Raw genomic sequence first — 19648 nt, 5'->3', positions numbered from 1 at the left:
TATTAATTAATGAATATACTTAAACCTAAAGACGACATTTGGTTTTGAATGTTGCAAAGCGATTTGATTTTAGTTCAAATCGCTTTAAAAATTCAATATTAATTGATCTCATCAACCTTCATGATGGGACGAATTTCTATACGCCATTGGCCATCTTCAAATCTTGGGTCAGATTTCGCAATAGTTATGGCTTCATCCAAGTCTTTTGCAAATATGTGATAATAACCTGAAATTACCTCTTTGGTTTCGTTAAACGGTCCATCGGTAAAACTGCCACTTTCAAAAGATACTATACGACCCTCCATTTCCAAAGGTTGTGCGGATTTCATTTTTCCATCTTCAACCATTTTCTTTATAAAACCACCTACTTTTTGCACATGTTCTTGCAATTGCTCGGGAGATAATTTTACTACTGGATTCCCTTCATTTCTAATAAATAACATAAACTCTTTCATAGTATATTTAATTAATTCCTGTAATTTTTTTAATAGGTCGAACAACAATTTGCCAACCATCTTCTTCAAACCTTGGGTCTTTTTTTGCTATAGTTATTGCTTCGTGCATATCTTTTGCCAAAATATGATAATATCCTGCTATAATCTTCCCTTTTTTATTCAAGTTTTCGGTTTTGAAGGATCCTTTTTTGCCTTCAATAAGGAGGCCTTCCATTTCTAATGGCTGCGCACCCTTAAGTTTTCCCGATTGTGCCAGGTTATGGATGTATGCTCCAATTTTTTCAATGTGTATTTGTTGTTTTTCAGACGGTAGATCGGCCACCCTATTGCCATCTGAATACACAAAAAACATAAATTCATTTTCGTTATTCTTCTGTTTGTCTGTTTGAGAAAAAGCATTTAAAGCAAACAGTAGGCTTAAAACGCATAGCATTAAATTTTTCATAAAATTTGTGTTTTTAAATTAATAACTATGCTTATAACAATTGAGTTTAAGAAATAGGGACAAGTCCTTTAAGTTTTTTTTCCAAAAGAGCAGTATCTCGCTTATTTTTTGAAAGCTTAATGGCTTCTCTTAAACTAATTATAGCTTTTTGTATTAAGTTTTCTTTTTTGTAAAACTCTGAAAGTGTGGCATGAAACAAATGGTTTTTGGCAATATCTGTTTGGCTTGCAAGTTTTTCCAATTCTAAAATAGCACTATTGCTTCCTTTTACTTTAGATAGCGCGATACTTCGGTTAAGCAATGCAACCGGGGTTTTATTGAGTTCTATTAAGGCATTATATAACGATAAAATCTCTTTCCAATTGGTTTTGTCAAAGCTAGGGGCTATACAATGATTAGCAGAAATAGTGGCCAAAATAAGATACTCTGAAAGTTGCTTTTTTTCTGTTGCTTTATTTAAATAGTAAATACCAGAGTTAATAAGTTCTTGATCCCAACGACTTCGATCTTGCATGTCCATTTCAACAATCTCATTGGCAGAATTCATACGTGAATTAAAACGAGAGGCATTTAAATACATCAAAGCTAAAAGTGCATAACAGTCAAATTTATTATCAATTATTGAGCTGCTTACCAAAATTTTGCACAGACGAATAGATTCCAGACAGAGATCATAACGTATAAGTTCATTTTTTTGAGTAGGACTATATCCTTCATTAAAAATTAAATAGATGATTTTTAAAACTACTGGTAAATTATCATTGATATGTTGAGGAGAATAAAAATCTATATAATTTTCTCGAAGTTGCCTTCTCCCCCTTACAAGCCGTTTGTTAATGGTTTCGTTCGAAGTAAAAAAAGCACTGGCTATTTCTGAAATACTAAAGCCACACAAAATTTTTAAGATTAATGTAATCTGCGATTTTTTTGAAATTGATGGATGGCAGCAAACAAACATCATTTTTAACTGTTCATCAGAAATCAACGATTCCGAAATTTCTAAATTCTCAATCTGTATTTTATTTTGCTGAATGGTTTTAAATTTCCAATGCTGCTTTCTTCGTTTTAAAATATTTATTGTCAAATTTTTAGCTGTAGTATACAGCCAGGCTTTTGGGTGATCTGGAATACCATGATGCTGCCAATAATCTACAGCTTTTAAAAGTGTTTCCTGTACAATATCTTCGGCCGTTTCAATGTTTTCGGTTCCAAGGTATTTGGTTATCACAGAAACCATTTTCCCATATTCTGTTCTGAAAAAATGTTCGGTAAGCGTTTTACTGTCCTCTTGATTTTTTTTGTTCATTTACTCTATAGACATCGTAAGGCAAGCTATATAAATAGTTATTGATTTATCGGATTTAGTTTATTAACGGCTCCTTTTTCAATATAATTTTTAAGACCGATAAGCATAATATCAACTTCCTTACCCATTTTCTTTTTAATAAAACCATTCATCAAATTAAGTAAAAAGTTTTTTGGTTTGTAATGGGATTTCATAACAAACTTCGTTTTATTGCTATCAAGACTATGAAATTCGGCAGCAAAGGACATGTTTTGAAGCATTTTAGTCATCCCAAAAGTATCTTTTTCCACAATAAATTCTGCTCTTTCTTGCCCCGTCATAGAAACACATCTGGTTTCTATGGTTCCCTTTTTTCCGTTTACTATACATTCATTTTTTCTAAGCTGACCGGGAGCAGCCATTTTTTGTTCAAATTGGGAATACTGAACATCCTGTGTCCATTTTGTAAGCAACGATTGGTCGTTAAATACCGTCCATACTTTTTCTGGGGTTGCATTGATAATAATCTGTTGATCTAATTGTAATGGTGCTGTTAATTTTGTCATAACTATAAATGTTGTTTACGTAGTGATTTAAACTCATATAGCTTTAGACAAATTAGCTTTTTGTTTCGGACGGATTTTCCAGTACTTTTTTTTGTTTTCCTTCTTTTACCCACTTTTCTGAGTTTTCTAAAAAGTAAGTCGTTACCAACGAATTCTTAGAGTTTAAAGGATCTATAACACTTACCAGCTCCAATCTTAAATCGAGAAGGCGCTCCTTGTTCTCTTTATTTTTAGCTTTTGATAGTTTTAGTGCTTTAGCTTTCATGTGTACATCTTGCTTTGGGTTTAACATACCAGTAAGCTCACTACATTGGTGACACGTTCCTTTTTGGTTCACAAATGCACAACGATGTTCAAAAATGTTTATCAAAACCTTACGTGCATTGGCTATAGCATGTTTGACTTTTCCTTCTGTTAATCCTGTAATTTCTATAATTTCCGAAACCTTAAAACTATAAACTTCTTTTAAAAGCAAACAGACTTGTTGTTCAATTTCCAAGGTTTTGTTCATACAATTAAAGCAATAATTGAGATGCTCTTTTATTTCGTATAACTGGTCGGGCGTGGCGCTAAATACATTTTGAAAAGCATCCCAATGTTCTTTAGATTTCACATGCAACATCGCCCCATAATCCTGAGCATTTTCAACCCATTTGTTTTGACGTTTTAGAATGTTTTTCGAATGATTGGTTGCTATGGTAAAAACCCAGGTTTTAAATGATGATCGCTCTCCAAAAGATTCCATTTTATCAATGACCTTCAAATAGGTATCATGGACAATATCTTCGGTAAGTTCTTTGCTTGTTACTAGCCTAAAGACATAAGAGGATAGCTCATTTTTAAAGCTATTGAACTGTTCATCTAGATAGTTTCGGTTCATTTATTTCAATTTAATTTAAGATCTTAGTAGGGATGTTTTGTTTTTTAATACTCCCTTAAAAGAACGTTTATCGAAATGAGACACATACAATTTGTTTAACAAGGATTAAAAATAAACCCTATAAATTAATTTTCATAATGAATTCTTAGAGGTATTAAATGAAACATTGAAATGCTCATAAATCTTTATTTGACAATTTTGTTTAGTATTTATTTCTGTTTTTCATTTTTTTATGAATTTTTATCATTTTACCAAACGCTTTATCTGCTTTGCGTTTCTTTGCAACGGCTGATTCGAAATGCGTTTGTTCTCTTTGCAGTTTTAGGTAATTTTCATAGGATTTTATTTCTAGTCTACCTTCCTCTAAGGCCTTAAGAACTGAACAACCGATTTCAGTTGTATGCGTGCAATCTCTAAATTTACATTTTTCAGAAAGACTCATAATCTCATCGAATGTCGTTTCTATTCCCGCTACTGCATCCGTAATTCCAATTTCCCGCATTCCTGGGGTATCAATCAATATGCCGCCATTTTTAAGAACGATCAATTCTCGATGACTCGAAACATGTTTTCCTCTATTTGAACTTTGACTAATTGAGCCAGTTTCCATGATATTCCTTCCCGAAAGATTATTTAGCAGGGTAGACTTTCCAACTCCTGAAGATCCTAGCATACAATATGTTTTACCTTTTTTAATTGTACTTATCAGCGTTTCATATCCGTATTTGGTTTCGTTACTTAGGGCAAGCACCAAAACTTTTTTTATACTAAGTCTAGGATTATTCTTTATTTCAGAAATATGTTTTTCATCTACTAAATCGGTTTTTGTCAATACTATTATTGGGGTAACATGAGATGAGTTACAAATTGTTAAGTACCTTTCAAGTCTGTTTATGTTAAAATCTCTATCGACAGATTGGATTAAGAATGCATAATCAATATTTGTAGCGATTATTTGGACTTCTCCAACATGGCCTACAGCTTGTCTTTTAATAACTGAGAACCTTGGCAATACTTTATGAATTATTCCAAGATTAGAACCGTAAGTTGCTAATGCAACCCAATCTCCTACTGCAGGGAAATCTTCCCTACTCTTCGCTGTATATTGCATATTTCCCGTAATTTCTGCTTCAAAATCGCCTTTCTGGGTCATTACAATGTATCTTTCTTTATGTTCAGATCTTATTCTTCCAATTTCAAAATCATCTAGTTTTTGCTTCACTCTCAATGTTTCAAAATTATTATTATATCCTAAGTCTTCTAATTTCATTTTCTTTGTATTTATTGGTATTGTTAATCACAAACCGTACACGTAAAGAAAGCTTATATTCATGTTATTGTAATGAATACATCTATATGCTTTAATTACAAAGTCTGCGTATTTATTAAAATTGGGTAATAAAAGTGTGTCTCGAAAGATTATTCGAGTTGAAGATGATAGCCAATAAATTATTGACTATCTATTTAACAATATCCAATAAGAATATATAAAGTGTTTTTTGCATAAATTTAATAACTGTACAAAATTATGAAATTAAAGTAACACCATATTTTAAACTTGTTAGAAATAAAAATAACAGGGACTTAAATATAAAAAATATTGTGTTTTTAGGTCTAAACCTGTTCGATTTCAGAATTCGAACCTGTATAGACTCTGATTTCTTGCTAGCATCAATCTTCATGTATAGGTTTGTTTCGAAGTTAATTCTTCGATAATCTTTTATAAATTTAAAATTGAAAAACAATGAAAACAAAAAGTATCAATTTAGTAATAATGACTTTATTTTTAGTTTTATTTACTAATGCATTAAGTGCACAAGACTCAGACTCTAAAATATCGGTGAGTAAGGTTGTAAGTGTCTCAGCCGATAAAATGTGGAAAGTTTTAAGACAAATGGACAATGTTGACAAGTTCTCACCTCAAATAGATAAAGTTGTTTGGACTGGCGAGCACGGCGTAGGTGGTGAGCGTGTATGCTATGGAAATGAAAATAGATTTTATGTTAAGGAAAAAATAGTGAAATTTGATGATGTAAAACGCACATATAGTTATGCAGTTGTTGAAGGTGCTCCAGCAAAGGATATGGTTAACACATTTAAAGTGGTTGATTTAGGAGACAATAAATCTAAGGTGGTTTGGTCTACATCATACACATCTTTTATTCAAAACCCACGGTTTACCGAAGAGCAGTTTCGTGGAGCCACCGAATATGGTTTTAACGATTTCATTGGCCAAGTCGCTATGACTGCCAATAAGTAGTAATTTATCTGTTGAGGCTAGTAAAAAAATATGCTAGCCTCAATTATTATTCTTTTATTTGAAAAAAATCAACTAAAATCATGGCTAAAGTCTTTGAGTGGTTAATAATTTTCGGAATTCTTCAAGGTGTATTTTTACTACTTATAATACTTAGTAATCATAAACTTCGACATAGAAAAAATCGATATTTAATATGGATGATTCTCTTCTTAACTATTGGGCAAACGGGTCGATTTAGTTATGTTGAGTTTTTAAATGGTGGTAATCCTACTTGGATGGGAATTGCAGATATTGTTATTTATACACTTCCTGTAACTTATTTTTTATACCTAAAAGATCAATTTAATAATAAACTTAAGCTTATTAATCTGCTTCATTTTATTCCTGCATTGGTTCAAGGTGGGTTTATTGTTCTTGGTCTTTTAAATCCTAACGAGAATATTAGGGCATCTTTTCAAACTGAAGATGCTCAGCGTCTTTTTAGGATTTTTATGGCCATAGGTATTTTATATCATTTGGTATACTATGTTAGTTCTATAATTTTAACCAAAAAGTTCTTTGGAAAAATCACCAATAGGTTAAGTTTTCAAGTAGAGAATAAATATTATGTCAGGTTTTTAACTCTTTTGGGTTTAGGATATCTATTTTGGATTTATTATTACATAAGAGGTGTTTTCTTCAACTATGCCTCTATATTGGACTATGGTATGTTTTGGGGAGCTCTTTCATTAACAATTTGTTTTATTGCCTACAGCTTATTACAAAATCCGAATCAATTTTATCTAGAGGAAACGCTAGAAAAATATAGCTCTTCAAAACTTAAAAAGGCTGATATCTCTAGACTTAAAAAGCAACTTGAGCTTTTAATGCTAGAACAAAGACCTTATTTAAATACCAAGCTAACACGTAAAGACATTGCCAAAATGACTCAAATTTCGGAACCCGATGTATCACGAATTGTCAACGAAGGGTTTGGATACAATTTTTTTGAGTGGGTAAACTATTATCGTGTAAAGGATTTTATGGAACGGGTTGAAAGTAAACTCAATTCAAACCTTACACTTTATGGTGTTGCCCAGGAATCGGGGTTTGGTTCTAAATCAACATTTTACAAAGCCTTTCGGGACATAACGGGTAAAACACCTACCGAATATTTTGGTAAATAATTATACTATTTAGCTAAATATTGCATAAATAAGTTTTTTTAACTCTGTCCATTTTTGTTTGTTGTATTCTTCGAATAGTTTTTGTTCAACGATCTAGATCTCAAACATTTTAAATAATGTATTCCTAAATCTAAAATTCAATCTACTTGAGCTATTGAAACTTAGTATAATCAGGCGGAACAAGCCCATTTAATCTCAAATAAACTAGCATTTGACCTCTATGATGAGTTATATGGTCTGCAAGCAATAATAGTATTTGTCGCTTTGACCTATTCAATCCGAAATAATCCAGCTTGTCATCAAGTTGAGAGGTATCAAATTGTTTAATCCACTCTGTAGTGTCATCAAATGTTTTATTAATAATTGCAATCATTTCTTCTTTGGATTTATTTTCAATATGGAACGTAGTATCGGTGCTAAAATCTCTGGGGTTTCTTCCTCCTAATAATGACTGACAGTGCCAGTCCATCGCAGCTCCAATATGCATTAAATTTTCTGCAAAGGTTTTTGATTCTAAGGATGCCTTAAAATCATATTTGTCCTCTGGCACAATTTCAGCCACTTTAATTAAATACTTTCGAGAATTTTCCAATCGTTCTAAATAGTCCTTAATAAAATTACCTTCTTGCGCAGACAGTGAAGATATCATGGAGTTAACCATTATAGCAATTGCTATTACAAATGTTCTTTTCATAATGATGTTGTTTCTTTTTAAGTAGTAAACTTCTACAAAAGAATATAAATCATTAGAGAAGTATGGCCTTAACAGGGTAGGATTAAGGTGCTAGTACCCGTATTAATTTTTGAATTTAGAGATTAATTCAGTCCTGTTTGAAACATTGAGTTTGCTATAAATATTGGTAATATGAGTTTTAACGGTACTTAAGCTAATAAATAAGTTGTCAGCAATATCTTTATTACTTTTTCCCTCAAGTATAAGCTTTTTAACATTTAATTCCTGTTTGCTTAATTCGTAAGTTCCTTTTTTCTTATGCGTAACTTTAAATGAAAAAATATAGATTGTTAATATTAATAATAGGAATACCAAAATGGTATTCATTAACTTACTGAAAGAATATTTACTTTCTATAGTTTTCAAATTATAAAATGCCAAATCTTTTTCAAGAAATGCATATTCGCTGACATTAATATCACTTCGTTTCAATTCCTCAAGCAGACTTGAGTAGTATTCTGGGTTAAGAGAAATATCTTTTTTAAGCAAGTTCTTATTTTTGAGTTCTTTAATACTTAATAATTTTATTGCTAAAATTTTAAGAGAATCCTTTGTGTAATTGCGAACTTCGTTTAAATAAATAGTTTGGTTATTTGATCTGGAATCTTGTTTTTCTATGAATTTTTTAAACTTTTGAAACTCCTTGTCTATATGGTTAGTGTTTGTAAATACAGTAAAAGGAGTACCGCTTTTCTGAAAAATTAAGGAATCATTATTTGATAAAATAAAGCTCTTAGAAGCCTTATTCTTATTTATAAAAAGAGTGTATAATTTTTCTTCATTTGAAAGTTTACAATCAATATTAAAAAACCCGTTGTTGTTTACTTGAACACTGGCAATAATATTTGACTCCTTAAAAGGGCTGGTGTTTTTTATGGATAAAAAAACCTGTTGCTTTTCTGTTGAACCCTTATCTAGTGGTGTATATCCTGATATATTTGTTTGAGCATTAAACTCAATACTTATTATAGCCAAGAATATAAAGAGAAGTATTTTATTCATTATTTAATTTGAATGCATGCAAACAAAGTAACTCATATTTGTTAAGCTAAAAGTAGTGATTTTAATATATTATTATTTAAAGCCCTATAATTTATTTACTATTAAAGTTTGAAATACGTGATATTAAAATTAAAACGGCCATAGAATTTAATGATGGGTTTTACATTAAAATGTATACATTTGTATCTCTATTAAAAAAATGGGGATGTAGCTCAGTTGGCTAGAGTGCTTGACTGGCAGTCAAGAGGTCACGGGTTCGAATCCCGTCTTCTCCACTAGCAATAAGGCAGTTACAATTTTTATAACTGCCTTATTTATTTAATAAGCTTTTTTTTGTAATTATCCTTTCATATCATTAAGATTGGTGTTTCATGAAATAACTGTAAACGTCGAAAGATAGCATAATAATTAAAGCTTTAACATTACATTTTTTATAAAATAAGTATCTTTGAAATACGGATAAACCAAACGAAACTACTAAAAATCAAAGAAAATTGTACCCTTTATCTTTTTTTAAGTTTTTCAAATTCTAATAATTCATGAACATACAAAAACATATAGAAGAACTACTTGAGTCTCATGGGTTAAAAAAAACTTCTGCGCGTATAGAAATGCTTAAAATATTTATGGATTATGATTATGCATTATCGGCAAAAGAAGTCATCTCTCATATGAAAATAACCCATGACCGAGTAACAATATACAGAACTTTAAGTTCTTTTGAAGAGCATGGTATATTGCATAAAGCTTCTGAGGATAGTCATGGCATAAGGTATGCCTTATGCAGCCACGAGTGCCCAGAAGAAACACATACAGATGAACACGTTCATATTATCTGTGATAAATGCTCACAAACTTACTGTTTGGACGATGTTAAAATCCCAAAAATTCAAGTTTTAGAAAAGTTTTTGGTACAAAAAATAAGCTATACCATCAACGGTATTTGTCACGCCTGTCTTTCCAGTTAAAAACTAATTAATGAATAATTCCTGGAACACCCATTATCATTTCTTTGATCAGCTCTTCAGAAGTCATTTCTTCAAAAATATCCATTTCACTTCCTGATATTTGATCTTTTTGAAAAAGCCCATCCGATTTATTCCACAGCGTTTTTGTTTCTGCTGTTAATTGATAAGCTTCAGCTTTATCCTTTTTTAATAAAAAAGTAGGGCCATTCTTTTTATCTATTTCCAGTATTTGTTGATTTCGGAGCAAATAAGACGATGATAAGCTTGTCAGAGAGACAACTTCCCTTTCTTCATTATATAATAAAAACTCCTTATCTGAAGTAAGTTCTATTTCGGTTTTTTGTTGGGGTTCAATCTCAAAAACGCAAGCTTTAGTTTTAAGCTCTTTTTTCTCATTTTGATGACATGCAACAATTTTTATAGGTGTCTTTTCTGGTGAATAGTTCATAATCACAGCCTTTCTTTTTTCTCCTTCCTCAATCTTATCCAGTGTTTTTTTTCAACAAAAAAGAAGTCGTCGGCTGCTGTTTTAGAATATTTTATTTCTCCAGAACTATGTACTTCAGAAACCAACGTATATTTCCCTAAGGGAGCGTCATTGGGAAGTGTATATGTGAAATAATAATGCCTTCCTGATTGAATGTTCTTAAGTCTTTCTATTAACTGTTCTCTCTTAGAAATTCCGTCAAAATAATCTGCCAGCAATAGTAGCGGAACATTTTTCTTCAGGTATTTAAATGTTCGTTCCTTCTGTGGCGTTATCTCATCTTCCGAATTAGGCAAGCCCAAAACGTATTCTTCAAAAAGCATTGTAACATTTCCGTTAGGATCTTTAACCCCAATTCGAACCCGAGGAAATATGTGCACATTTTTTAATGAGGAGATATTAAAATTCCAATGAATTGTTACAGTTTTACCAGGAATAGCTCTTTTTGGAAAAATACTCATGATTATTTTCTTAATGCTTTAAGTTGTTCTTTGCTGTTTTTTTTGCATAAACCTTGAACCATTTTTCAACGGTTTCTGCTCCTAAATAATCGTAGGTTACGGATAATTAGGAACTCTAATTTTTGTAAATAATCTTCCTTGGCTTTTTTAGAATCCTTTTTTGCACTAATCATTCGATCTTCTTTTTCCTTTTTTGAGGCTGGAACATGATGAAAATATGGGGTATTAAAATATGCTTTACTAAAAGCGTGATATTCTGGGGTAAAAAGAATCATATTGTGCCACATTTTATCTATAATTAAAAGATCATCGGGTATAAAAACTCCTGGAACCTGGCTTATATATAAGAACTTGAGTGTTTCGGTGAAAATATCATTAATCTCTTCAGCTTCTATCTTGTACATATCTGTAAATCTCGAAATAATATCTTCGTTTTTAAATTGAAGAAGATTTGTCAACTGATTTTTATCTAATCTTTGCATCTTGAAATATCTACATAAAAAATGGTAGTACGATAAATCGTACTACCATAACACATATTTAAAATGAAGCAGAACAATGTCCACAATTACTACAGTGTACGCTTCCTGCCACATTCGATTTTTCGGCTAAAATTTGTGAGATTGATACTTCTTTTTGATTTTTCATAATTACATAAATTAAATATTATACCTACTCTATTTTAAGGCTTTCAGCTTGCTCTTTTTGTTGCAATAGTATTGCAATATAAAAAGTCTCCTACTCAAACACAACTTTGTTGCATTTAATAAAAAACAGTTATAGGTGACTTGGTTGGCTGTCAAGAGATCACAAATTATAATCCCATCTTCTCTACTAGCAATAAGGTTTCTCTTAAATATGCATTTTTAAGTCAGAATTTTCTATGTTTTTATTTATATTTGGAATTTGTTTTTAGTGCTTAAATGGAATTTATTTATGAGAAAAAGCCCCGATAATAAGTTCGGCTACCAAAAGCGATATCAACAAAAAAGTTCAATTAAAAAACATGACAAGAATCAAGAGACTTAACTTTTAATTTATAAAACCTAAATCATGCTATGAAAACACTTTTATTTAACTACAGATTTCTATTTCTGTTCCTAATATCATTTACTTTGGCCTTTTGTTCAAGTGATGATAAAGAAAAAGCCTTTGAGCCTGTTACAATTAACCTTGATGGGTTAAATATTGATACCGATGACACTTCCTTTACTGCCAATGGTTACCAATTTAAAGCAACACGAAGTAAATCTGAGGCAAACGGGATTGCTTTAGCTTATCCTAATACAAATAACGATTTCAGTTTTTTAGAGTTGGATTTAAGAAATTCGACCGGTATTTCCAAAATTTCAATTTCGTTATTCAATAACTGTAGATCATGCTTAGATATCCAAACACTAAATGGAGACCAGATTGTTACAGAAATTAAAGGAAAAGATTTGGACTCTGGAATAAACTTGGTAGAAATAGATATAAGTTCTGGAATAAGTGCCTTAAAAATAGGATCTTTAGAGACTATTGTTTATTCAATCAAGCTAGAATAAAATTACAGCTAAAACCATTTGTTGTATTTTTTTAAACATTCAAGGTATGGACTAAGATTAAAAATGAGATAGTTTTAACCTCTAAACATTTAATAATCATCACACTTAGACATACGTTCTCTGAAAAAATATAGCAAAAATATTGAATCCAATTCTTTTATTTCTCTTTTACAAAAAGGCGACATGACTGCTCACGAAGCATTATTTCGCCTCTATTATGACAAACTTTTACACATAGCAAAAGGGTATTTAGGAATCATTGAAGATGCTGAAGGTGTTGTTCAAAATGTTTTTCTAAAAATTTGGGAAAAGAAAAAAAACTTAGAAAAAGTAAATAACCTAGGCAGCTACCTTCACACCATGACAAAAAATGCCTGTCTGGATTTATTAAAACACCAAAGGGTTAAAACTAATTTCTCTAACAATTACTATGAAGAAAGAATCGCTATTAGAAACCAGTTTATAAAAGATGAAGCTGCTTCTTTAGTCATAGAAACCGAATTAGAAGAAAGAATCACAAGGGCTATTGATACCCTGCCAGAAAAATGCAAACGCGTATTTTTAAAAAGTAGATTTGAAGGGCTTAAGCACTCAGAAATAGCAGATATCATGCATATTTCCAAAAGAACCGTTGACAATCATATTTCTAATGCTCTGCAGCATATGAAGCTTCATTTAAAAGAATATCTGACCCTTTTTATAATTTTTTTAAAAAATTTTTAGGTATCATTTAGATTTGAATCGTCTATATATAGTTAGCTAGCTAAATATGGAGGTCAAAAAAATCTTAAAATACATTAATGAGACTGCTTCTAAGGAAGAAGCAAGGGAAGTAGAAGCATGGATAAACGCTTCACAAGACCATGCTAAAAAATTCAATCTTTTAAAAGCTAAGCATATAGCATCTACTTTCGATGACACTATAAATTCGGCAGATACAAACCAAGGGCTTTTTAGATATAAAACCAATATTGAAAAAAGCTCAAAAAACAAATCAAAAAACTTAAAACAATCTATATTAAAATATGCAGCTATATTTATAATCGCTATAGGAACCTCCTATTTATTCTTCACAGAAAACAAGCTTGAGATACCAGAAGACACGATTACTTTAGAATTAGAAAATGGTGATATTAAAATAATACAGGACGATGGAAATGCTCAATTTGTAGATTCTAAAGGTAACACAATAACAACACAAAAAGGAAATAAGCTTAATTATAACAATAGTAATATTTCCAACGAAGAGAAGCTCGTCTATAATACATTAACCGTTCCTTATGGAAAACGGTTTAATATTGTATTATCAGACAACACTCAAGTAACTCTAAATGCAGGAACATCTATGAAATATCCTGTAAAATTTATAAAAGGCCACAACCGAGAAGTATTTATTAACGGTGAGGCTTTCTTTGATGTTACAAAGGATAAAGCACATCCATTTGTCGTAAAATCTTCAGACTTAAATATCAGGGTATTGGGAACAAAATTTAATGTATCCTCTTATCCAGAAGACCTCAACACGAAAACGGTGTTAGTTGAAGGTTCTGTAAGCCTCTATCAAGAAGAGACATATAAGCCTAAAAAAGCAACACTATTAACCCCTGGACATCTGGCATATTTAAATAAATCGAATAATGCAATAAGCTTAGAGAAGGTCGATGTCTCTTTGCATACTTCTTGGATAAACGGTTCTATTAGCTTTAAGCATGAGCCTTTCAAGAATATTTTGAAGAAATTGGAAAGACAATACAACGTAGTTATAAAATGTGAAAGTAAAGACCTAAATGAAACATCTTTTACCGCTAGGTTCGATAACGCTTCATTGGAATATATTCTTAAAACTTTCAGGAATAATTACGACATAAAATATACCATTGAAAATAAACCAAATAAAACTATAACTATCAAACCTTAAAATCAAACTAAATATGACATAAGAACCTCTCTCAGTACACAACACATCTATTATTCTACTTGATTACGTTTTTGTTTGCAATTGTAAATAAAAAAAACCGGAAAATGCTGGAACATTTTACCGGTTTAAAGCGTGATTAAATTAATAACCAACGTAAAGAACTATAAAAGTAATGAAAAACCTTGTTATTCAAAGGGAATCTATTCTCTTTCTTTTGCAATGCAATTTAAAAATGAAACTTACCACAATCTTTTTAATTGTTGCCTTGTTTCAAACTCATGCTAATCCATCATCCAATAGCAAAAACATTAAGGTTACTATAAACCTTGAAAATGTAAGTTTGGAAAAGGTATTGAATCGGATAGAATCACTAACCGAATTTAATTTTGTCTATAGAGATGATGATGTAGACTTCCAAAAGCGGGTCACTGTTAAAGCAAATAAAAAACCCCTTAAAAAAATATTAGATCACCTATTTTTAGATACAGATATAAACTATCGTGTATCAGATAATCAAATCGTACTAAAACCCAGGCTAACAACAAAACCTATAAAATTATCTGTACCAGATCCAACGGGACAAACAAAATTTCAGATAAGCGGCAACGTAGTCGATGAAGCGGGTCAACCTCTACCTGGAGCCAATGTTATTGAAAAAGGTACTACAAATGGTGCCACTGTAGATTTTGACGGTAAATTTTCTCTAAAGGTAAATGATGAAAACGCTATACTCGAAGTATCTTTTCTGGGGTTTGCATCCAAGGAAATACCAGTTAACGGGCAATCACAGATTACAATCGTATTAAAAGAAAATCTATCTGAGTTAGATGAAGTCGTCGTCGTCGGTTATGGTAGCCAAAAGAAAGAAACCGTAGTAGGTTCTATTACCCAGGCAAAAGGAGAAGAGCTTCTTAGAACAGGTAGTGTAGCAACCGTTTCAGAAGCACTTACAGGAATTATGCCTGGTGTGTCTACCATGCAAGCAGCGGGTCAACCTGGTTCTACTGCTTCTAATATTTTGATACGTGGACAATCAACTTGGACAAGTAATAATCCCCTATATGTCGTGGATGGTGTAGAGCGTGATTTTAATGATTTAGATCCCAACGAAATTGAATCTATCTCTGTATTAAAAGATGCATCTGCTACAGCAGTATTTGGTGTTAAAGCGGCAAACGGCGTTGTTGTTGTTACTACAAAACGAGGCAAACAAGGAGAAACTAAAATAAATTTCACAACTAGTTGGGGCATAAAAGAACCAACTATGAACACCAATTATTATGCCGATTATGCTACAACTTTAGAGCATTATAATATTGCTTTAATGAACGATCGATTATATAATGACCTTATTCCTCAAAGTGAAATAGATATATGGAGAGATCCAAACCGAGACAGACGGTTCTATTCTTATACCACATGGATCAATGAGCTTTTAACTACTGGAACAGCCTCACAATACAACCTAAATATTTCAGGAGGCAATAATTTTGTTACATATTTCACGTCCTTAGGCTATCAGCATGATGGAGATATATTTGATATAGATAAACAAAAAGATTTCGACCCCCGGACCTACCAAAAAAAATACATTTGGCGAACCAATCTTGATTTTAACTTTAGTCAAACAACAAAATTTAAAGTTGGTCTGGCCGGAAACTTTAAAAACTGGAATGGGAATTCTATAACGCAAAATACCAATGGTGGTATTGCCAAAGGAAATGGAGATAGTTTTACTAGAATATGGCAGACACCCCTTATTGGTCCTATACCAGTTCTTGAAGATGGCAGGTTAACAACAGAAGATGGTGCTGTAGTAAATCCTAATTTTTATAGGATGGAAAAGGAAGGACAATGGAAAAGGCGCACAAACACCATGTATACAGATTTCACACTAGTCCAGGACATTACAAAAAACTTTAAAGCTAGTGTTAAGCTTTCCTATAATTTCAGCCAAGGATATAGCAGTGATATAAGAAGAAATTTGCTTTATTATTTTCCTAACCAAGAACTAACTGGTTTTGAACAAGAAGGAAATCCCGATGCCGTACAAGAACCTTTAAGAGTGAACGGCGAAAAAATTTCTGGTTCAAGCAGTAGTTTATATTATGAATTACGCTTAAACTACAATAAGACCTTTGCAGAAAATCATGACGTAGGGCTGATGGGGCTTTTTAATCGTAGAAAGGCACAAAGCGGAACATCATTCCCTAGATATGAAGAAAGTTGGATAGGAAGAGCTACGTATGCATACAAGTCAAAATATTTGGCAGAATTTAACGGTGCCTACAACGGCAACGAAAACTGGGCTCCAGGACTTCGTTTTGGTTTTTTCCCTTCTGCCGCTGTTGGCTGGGTTGTATCAAAAGAAAACTTCTTTAAAGACAACGTAGGTTTTTTAGATTTCCTGAAGTTTAGATATTCTTATGGAGAAATTGGTTCTGATGGTGGAATAGGCAACAACCGTTTCCTTTATTTATCCCAGTATGAATCAAGAACGGGAGGCAATAATGCCTTTTACTATGGAGATCCATTAATTAATTATGGAGGAGGTGATAATGCCATATATAGAGAAGGCACTCCAGCTGTACCAGATAATACTTGGGAAACAGCCATAAAACAAGACTTAGCAATGGAGTTTGCTACGTTTAATAACCAATTAAGAGGAACCGTTGAATTGTTTGATGAAAAAAGAACAGGAATTATCATGCAACGTCGTACGGTAGCTCCTTGGTATGGTAATGAATCTCCTAGAGCAAATATTGGTAAAACAAAAAACCATGGTATTGACATTGAGCTTAAATGGAATTCTAAAATAGGGAATGACTTTGATTACTTTGTAAGGGTTAATATGTCATTAAGTGAGAGTCGCGTTTTAGAGCGAGACGATCCCCCATCTACAGAGCCTTACCGTCGTGATGCCGGAAAACCCATAGGATGGCAAAATGGATTACTACACAATGGTTTGCTGCAATCATGGGATGATGTTTATAATACAACAGTTTCTGCATGGGATTCCAGCTTAATACCAGGCATGTTATACTTTGTAGATTATAATGGCGATGGTATTGTTAATGAATTTGATAGAGTACCAATCAACAACCCTAGCTTTGCATCTAAAACTTATGCCTTTAGTTTAGGCATGACTTATAAAAACTTCTCGGTACATGCCATGTTTAATGGTATGTTCGATATTTCTAAAAACTTATCTGAGCTTTATTTATTTGAATATGCATCTGCCGCAACTTCTAGCTGGCAGCTTTTAAATAATGAGCAATTAAATTTTTGGTCGCCAGACAATCCGAATGGTGTTCATCCTGCATTGCGAGCGGCATCAAACAATCATGATAGGCAAAGAAGCACGTACACCAACAGATCCAGTAATTTCTTAAGATTTAGAACGATGGAAGTTAAATACAGATTTGGTAAAAAACTTAAAGAAGCCATCAAGATATTTGATTCATTTGAGGTTTATGTAAACGGGAACAATCTGGCTACTTGGTCTGACCTTCCAGACGAGTTTGATCCTGAACAGCGTCAACTAAATGTATACCCTATTACCAAGCGTTACAACTTTGGAGTGAGAGCCTCATTCTAGATTAATAACTAAAATATAAATGATTATGAAAAGATATTATAAAACAATGCTACTAACTTTTTTAGCAGCAACGGCCTTTATTTCATGTGAAGATTATTTAGATGTTAACCCTGAGTTAGGCATTAGTTCTGAAGAAGTTTTTACAGATTATTTTTCAACACGTGGTGTGGTGGATAGAGCAAACTTTTTAATCCACAATTATGTTTACTCCGATACCGATTGGTCAAGTGAGATAGGCGTTATGTCCGACGAATGCCAAGTAACTCACACAAAATTCCCACCTCACTGGATTTATAATACCGGGGTTTGGATGAATTCCAATGCTCGAGAACTAGGAGGCATGACCAATGAAAGCGCGGGAGCCGAATATCATGGTAACGACCATCAAGCAGAGCCAGTTTCAAAGGCATTTTTAGCTATAAGATCTGTGAATTCTGTACTAGAAAATATCGACCAATTAATCGAATACCCAACAGAATTAGGATACTCACAAAAAGAACTAAAAGACCAATTAGTGGGCCAAAGTTATTTTTTAAGAGGGTTTCATTATTTTCAAATAATTAGACGATATGGTGGTTTTCCCATAATGAATAAAACATATTCTACTACGCACGATTTTGATGAGATTAGGCCTACTTACATACAATCTTCAGACTCTTTGGTAAAAGATTTAGATAGAGCCATTCAAATGCTTCCTGAAAAATGGAATGACCAAAACTTAGGCAGGGCGACCAAAACTTCCGCCAGAGCCCTAAAAGCCATGGTATTGTTATATGCAGCCAGTCCATTAATGAACCCAGATATAAACCCTTACGGATCCAGTTCTAGAACCTATAATACCACTTATGCAGAAAAAGCAGCACAAGCAGCAGCCGAAGCTATAAATGGATATCCAGCAGGCGGGTACGAAATGTTTAATATGAGTGAATATACAGAAAATTGGTATAGCAGAACTTCGGGTTTCCCAAAGGAAGCTATTATTCAAGCACCTTTATCCAGACATACCGATCCTAATACAAGTGGAAGAGCTGGACAAGGATGGTTTTTACCCCAATTTGCTGGCGGATGGCTCATTGAAGGGCAACCAACACAGAACGCTGTGGACTGGTTTGAAACAGCTGATGGTTATGATATTAATGACCCAGAAGCAATTTCAAGTGGAAGTTTTGACCCCAACGCTCCATACGATAACCGTGATCCACGTTTAAGAACACTTATATCTGTACATGGAGACGATATGTTTGAAGGTTTACCAAATCCAGGTAATAATAACATTAGAATCTTCGATGCCAGACCTGGCGGATGGCACTACAATTTTGAAGTTAATAAGAATAAATTTTTTACAGGTTACTATCATAAAGGGAAACATAAATGGCCTGGAAACGATAAGTGGAACAGATCCAGAGGTTGGTACAGATATTTTCCTCACATAAGAGTCGCACAATTATACTTAGATTTTGCTGAAGCTGCTAATGAGGCCTATGGGCCAAACGGCGTTGTTCCAGGAAGTTCATTAACTGCCGTACAAGCTTTAAATATTGTACGAAACAGAGCAAATATGCCTAATGTCTTGGCAAAATATGCCACTGACAAGGACGAATTTAGAAAACGGATTTATAATGAAAGAGCTGTAGAGCTTTTCCAAGAATTTCATCGCTGGCACGATTTGAGAAGATGGAAATTATCTAAAGAAATCCTAGGTGAAGGCACCATTTACGGGGCAGACATCAAAGATATTGGAGGACAAACAGTTTATGAAAAAAAGGCCTTACAAGGTGCTGTTCGTGTTTTTGAAGATAAGCACTATTGGTACCCCATCCCAACATCAGTTATGGACATAATGAGTCAATTTGAACAAAATCCTGGTTGGTAAAAAAAAT

At 32.7% G+C, this 19648-nt stretch carries 19 protein-coding genes and 1 tRNA gene; 9 read left to right on the top strand and 11 right to left on the bottom strand.

All coding sequences use genetic code 11. The features are described from left to right. Window positions 1–98: 98 nt before the first annotated feature. The 6 genes from HHX25_RS16300 to rsgA form a co-directional block, all read right to left on the bottom strand. Window positions 99–455, bottom strand: coding sequence for a YciI family protein (locus HHX25_RS16300; protein WP_169675708.1), 357 nt, complete (start codon window positions 453–455; stop codon window positions 99–101). A gap of 7 nt (window positions 456–462) precedes the next feature. Next, a complete protein-coding gene (locus HHX25_RS16295) occupies window positions 463–900 on the bottom strand; it encodes a YciI family protein (protein ID WP_169675706.1) in 438 nt (145 codons plus the stop codon). Window positions 901–946: 46 nt separating this feature from the next. Next, window positions 947–2206, bottom strand: a complete 1260-nt coding sequence (locus HHX25_RS16290; protein ID WP_169675703.1) for an RNA polymerase sigma factor — start codon at window positions 2204–2206, stop codon at window positions 947–949. 38 nt (window positions 2207–2244) lie between these two features. Next, window positions 2245–2751 (bottom strand): SRPBCC family protein, encoded by a 507-nt coding sequence (locus tag HHX25_RS16285; RefSeq protein WP_169675701.1) that lies wholly within the window; start codon window positions 2749–2751, stop codon window positions 2245–2247. 52 nt (window positions 2752–2803) lie between these two features. Then, window positions 2804–3631 (bottom strand): RNA polymerase sigma factor, encoded by an 828-nt coding sequence (locus tag HHX25_RS16280; RefSeq protein ID WP_169675699.1) that lies wholly within the window; start codon window positions 3629–3631, stop codon window positions 2804–2806. 202 nt (window positions 3632–3833) lie between these two features. Further along, complete coding sequence (rsgA, locus tag HHX25_RS16275) at window positions 3834–4901, bottom strand: ribosome small subunit-dependent GTPase A (protein ID WP_169675697.1); 1068 nt, start codon at window positions 4899–4901, stop codon at window positions 3834–3836. Between the two features lie 474 nt (window positions 4902–5375). On the opposite strand from rsgA, the gene HHX25_RS16270 reads away from it, so the two are divergent. Together HHX25_RS16270 and HHX25_RS16265 are read left to right on the top strand one after the other, a co-directional pair. After that, complete coding sequence (locus HHX25_RS16270) at window positions 5376–5891, top strand: SRPBCC family protein (RefSeq protein WP_169675695.1); 516 nt, start codon at window positions 5376–5378, stop codon at window positions 5889–5891. Between the two features lie 80 nt (window positions 5892–5971). Further along, window positions 5972–7057 carry a helix-turn-helix domain-containing protein gene (locus HHX25_RS16265; RefSeq protein WP_169675693.1) on the top strand — a complete coding sequence of 362 codons (1086 nt, stop codon included), beginning with the start codon at window positions 5972–5974 and terminating at the stop codon, window positions 7055–7057. 151 nt (window positions 7058–7208) lie between these two features. Here the strand turns inward: HHX25_RS16265 and HHX25_RS16260 are convergent, their stop codons facing one another. After that, the gene (locus tag HHX25_RS16260; RefSeq protein ID WP_169675691.1) at window positions 7209–7751 is read right to left on the bottom strand and encodes a DinB family protein; all 543 of its coding nucleotides are present in this window, start codon (window positions 7749–7751) and stop codon (window positions 7209–7211) included. Between the two features lie 102 nt (window positions 7752–7853). Then, window positions 7854–8792, bottom strand: coding sequence for a response regulator transcription factor (locus HHX25_RS21455; protein ID WP_317169102.1), 939 nt, complete (start codon window positions 8790–8792; stop codon window positions 7854–7856). Window positions 8793–8993: 201 nt separating this feature from the next. Between HHX25_RS21455 and HHX25_RS16250 the strand changes: the two genes are divergently transcribed. Continuing rightward, a tRNA-Ala gene (locus HHX25_RS16250) sits at window positions 8994–9067 on the top strand. Between the two features lie 264 nt (window positions 9068–9331). Next, on the top strand, window positions 9332–9760 hold the full coding sequence (locus HHX25_RS16245; RefSeq protein ID WP_169675689.1) for a Fur family transcriptional regulator: 429 nt from the start codon (window positions 9332–9334) through the stop codon (window positions 9758–9760). Between the two features lie 7 nt (window positions 9761–9767). Here HHX25_RS16245 and HHX25_RS16240 read toward each other — a convergent pair whose 3' ends face one another. The 3 genes from HHX25_RS16240 to HHX25_RS16230 all read right to left on the bottom strand — a co-directional run bounded on the left by HHX25_RS16240 (window position 9768) and on the right by HHX25_RS16230 (window position 11190). Continuing rightward, a complete protein-coding gene (locus HHX25_RS16240) occupies window positions 9768–10208 on the bottom strand; it encodes a hypothetical protein (RefSeq protein WP_169675686.1) in 441 nt (146 codons plus the stop codon). A gap of 2 nt (window positions 10209–10210) precedes the next feature. Beyond that, window positions 10211–10708: a hypothetical protein gene (locus HHX25_RS16235; RefSeq protein ID WP_169675684.1), complete on the bottom strand. Its 498-nt coding sequence runs from the start codon at window positions 10706–10708 to the stop codon at window positions 10211–10213. A gap of 65 nt (window positions 10709–10773) precedes the next feature. Then, complete coding sequence (locus tag HHX25_RS16230) at window positions 10774–11190, bottom strand: glycine-rich domain-containing protein (RefSeq protein WP_169675682.1); 417 nt, start codon at window positions 11188–11190, stop codon at window positions 10774–10776. Between the two features lie 576 nt (window positions 11191–11766). Between HHX25_RS16230 and HHX25_RS16225 the strand changes: the two genes are divergently transcribed. The 5 genes from HHX25_RS16225 to HHX25_RS16205 all read left to right on the top strand — a co-directional run bounded on the left by HHX25_RS16225 (window position 11767) and on the right by HHX25_RS16205 (window position 19641). Continuing rightward, window positions 11767–12252: a hypothetical protein gene (locus HHX25_RS16225; RefSeq protein ID WP_169675680.1), complete on the top strand. Its 486-nt coding sequence runs from the start codon at window positions 11767–11769 to the stop codon at window positions 12250–12252. A 111-nt stretch (window positions 12253–12363) separates the two neighbouring features. Continuing rightward, entirely contained in the window at window positions 12364–12975 is a 612-nt protein-coding gene (locus HHX25_RS16220) for an RNA polymerase sigma-70 factor (RefSeq protein WP_317169104.1), read from the top strand. 46 nt (window positions 12976–13021) lie between these two features. Continuing rightward, complete coding sequence (locus HHX25_RS16215) at window positions 13022–14170, top strand: FecR family protein (protein WP_169675678.1); 1149 nt, start codon at window positions 13022–13024, stop codon at window positions 14168–14170. 232 nt (window positions 14171–14402) lie between these two features. Next, window positions 14403–17768: a TonB-dependent receptor gene (locus HHX25_RS16210; RefSeq protein WP_169675676.1), complete on the top strand. Its 3366-nt coding sequence runs from the start codon at window positions 14403–14405 to the stop codon at window positions 17766–17768. Window positions 17769–17793: 25 nt separating this feature from the next. Continuing rightward, a complete protein-coding gene (locus tag HHX25_RS16205; protein ID WP_169675674.1) occupies window positions 17794–19641 on the top strand; it encodes a RagB/SusD family nutrient uptake outer membrane protein in 1848 nt (615 codons plus the stop codon). Window positions 19642–19648 lie beyond the last annotated feature (7 nt).

Source organism: Flavivirga algicola (genome assembly GCF_012910715.1).
Lineage (GTDB): Bacteria > Bacteroidota > Bacteroidia > Flavobacteriales > Flavobacteriaceae > Flavivirga > Flavivirga algicola.
Note: the sequence above shows the minus strand (reverse complement) of the source record. Positions and strands in the feature narration are given on the sequence as shown.

What these genes read in the sequence shown, in the direction of transcription:
- HHX25_RS16300 (WP_169675708.1), bottom strand. Translation starts at nt 455, where the DNA reads ATGAAAGAGTTTATGTTATTTATTAGAAATGAAGGGAATCCAGTAGTA.
- HHX25_RS16295 (WP_169675706.1), bottom strand. Translation starts at nt 900, where the DNA reads ATGAAAAATTTAATGCTATGCGTTTTAAGCCTACTGTTTGCTTTAAAT.
- HHX25_RS16290 (WP_169675703.1), bottom strand. Translation starts at nt 2,206, where the DNA reads ATGAACAAAAAAAATCAAGAGGACAGTAAAACGCTTACCGAACATTTT.
- HHX25_RS16285 (WP_169675701.1), bottom strand. Translation starts at nt 2,751, where the DNA reads ATGACAAAATTAACAGCACCATTACAATTAGATCAACAGATTATTATC.
- HHX25_RS16280 (WP_169675699.1), bottom strand. Translation starts at nt 3,631, where the DNA reads ATGAACCGAAACTATCTAGATGAACAGTTCAATAGCTTTAAAAATGAG.
- rsgA (WP_169675697.1), bottom strand. Translation starts at nt 4,901, where the DNA reads ATGAAATTAGAAGACTTAGGATATAATAATAATTTTGAAACATTGAGA.
- HHX25_RS16270 (WP_169675695.1), top strand. Translation starts at nt 5,376, where the DNA reads ATGAAAACAAAAAGTATCAATTTAGTAATAATGACTTTATTTTTAGTT.
- HHX25_RS16265 (WP_169675693.1), top strand. Translation starts at nt 5,972, where the DNA reads ATGGCTAAAGTCTTTGAGTGGTTAATAATTTTCGGAATTCTTCAAGGT.
- HHX25_RS16260 (WP_169675691.1), bottom strand. Translation starts at nt 7,751, where the DNA reads ATGAAAAGAACATTTGTAATAGCAATTGCTATAATGGTTAACTCCATG.
- HHX25_RS21455 (WP_317169102.1), bottom strand. Translation starts at nt 8,792, where the DNA reads ATGAATAAAATACTTCTCTTTATATTCTTGGCTATAATAAGTATTGAG.
- HHX25_RS16245 (WP_169675689.1), top strand. Translation starts at nt 9,332, where the DNA reads ATGAACATACAAAAACATATAGAAGAACTACTTGAGTCTCATGGGTTA.
- HHX25_RS16240 (WP_169675686.1), bottom strand. Translation starts at nt 10,208, where the DNA reads ATGAACTATTCACCAGAAAAGACACCTATAAAAATTGTTGCATGTCAT.
- HHX25_RS16235 (WP_169675684.1), bottom strand. Translation starts at nt 10,708, where the DNA reads ATGAGTATTTTTCCAAAAAGAGCTATTCCTGGTAAAACTGTAACAATT.
- HHX25_RS16230 (WP_169675682.1), bottom strand. Translation starts at nt 11,190, where the DNA reads ATGCAAAGATTAGATAAAAATCAGTTGACAAATCTTCTTCAATTTAAA.
- HHX25_RS16225 (WP_169675680.1), top strand. Translation starts at nt 11,767, where the DNA reads ATGAAAACACTTTTATTTAACTACAGATTTCTATTTCTGTTCCTAATA.
- HHX25_RS16215 (WP_169675678.1), top strand. Translation starts at nt 13,022, where the DNA reads ATGGAGGTCAAAAAAATCTTAAAATACATTAATGAGACTGCTTCTAAG.
- HHX25_RS16210 (WP_169675676.1), top strand. Translation starts at nt 14,403, where the DNA reads ATGAAACTTACCACAATCTTTTTAATTGTTGCCTTGTTTCAAACTCAT.
- HHX25_RS16205 (WP_169675674.1), top strand. Translation starts at nt 17,794, where the DNA reads ATGAAAAGATATTATAAAACAATGCTACTAACTTTTTTAGCAGCAACG.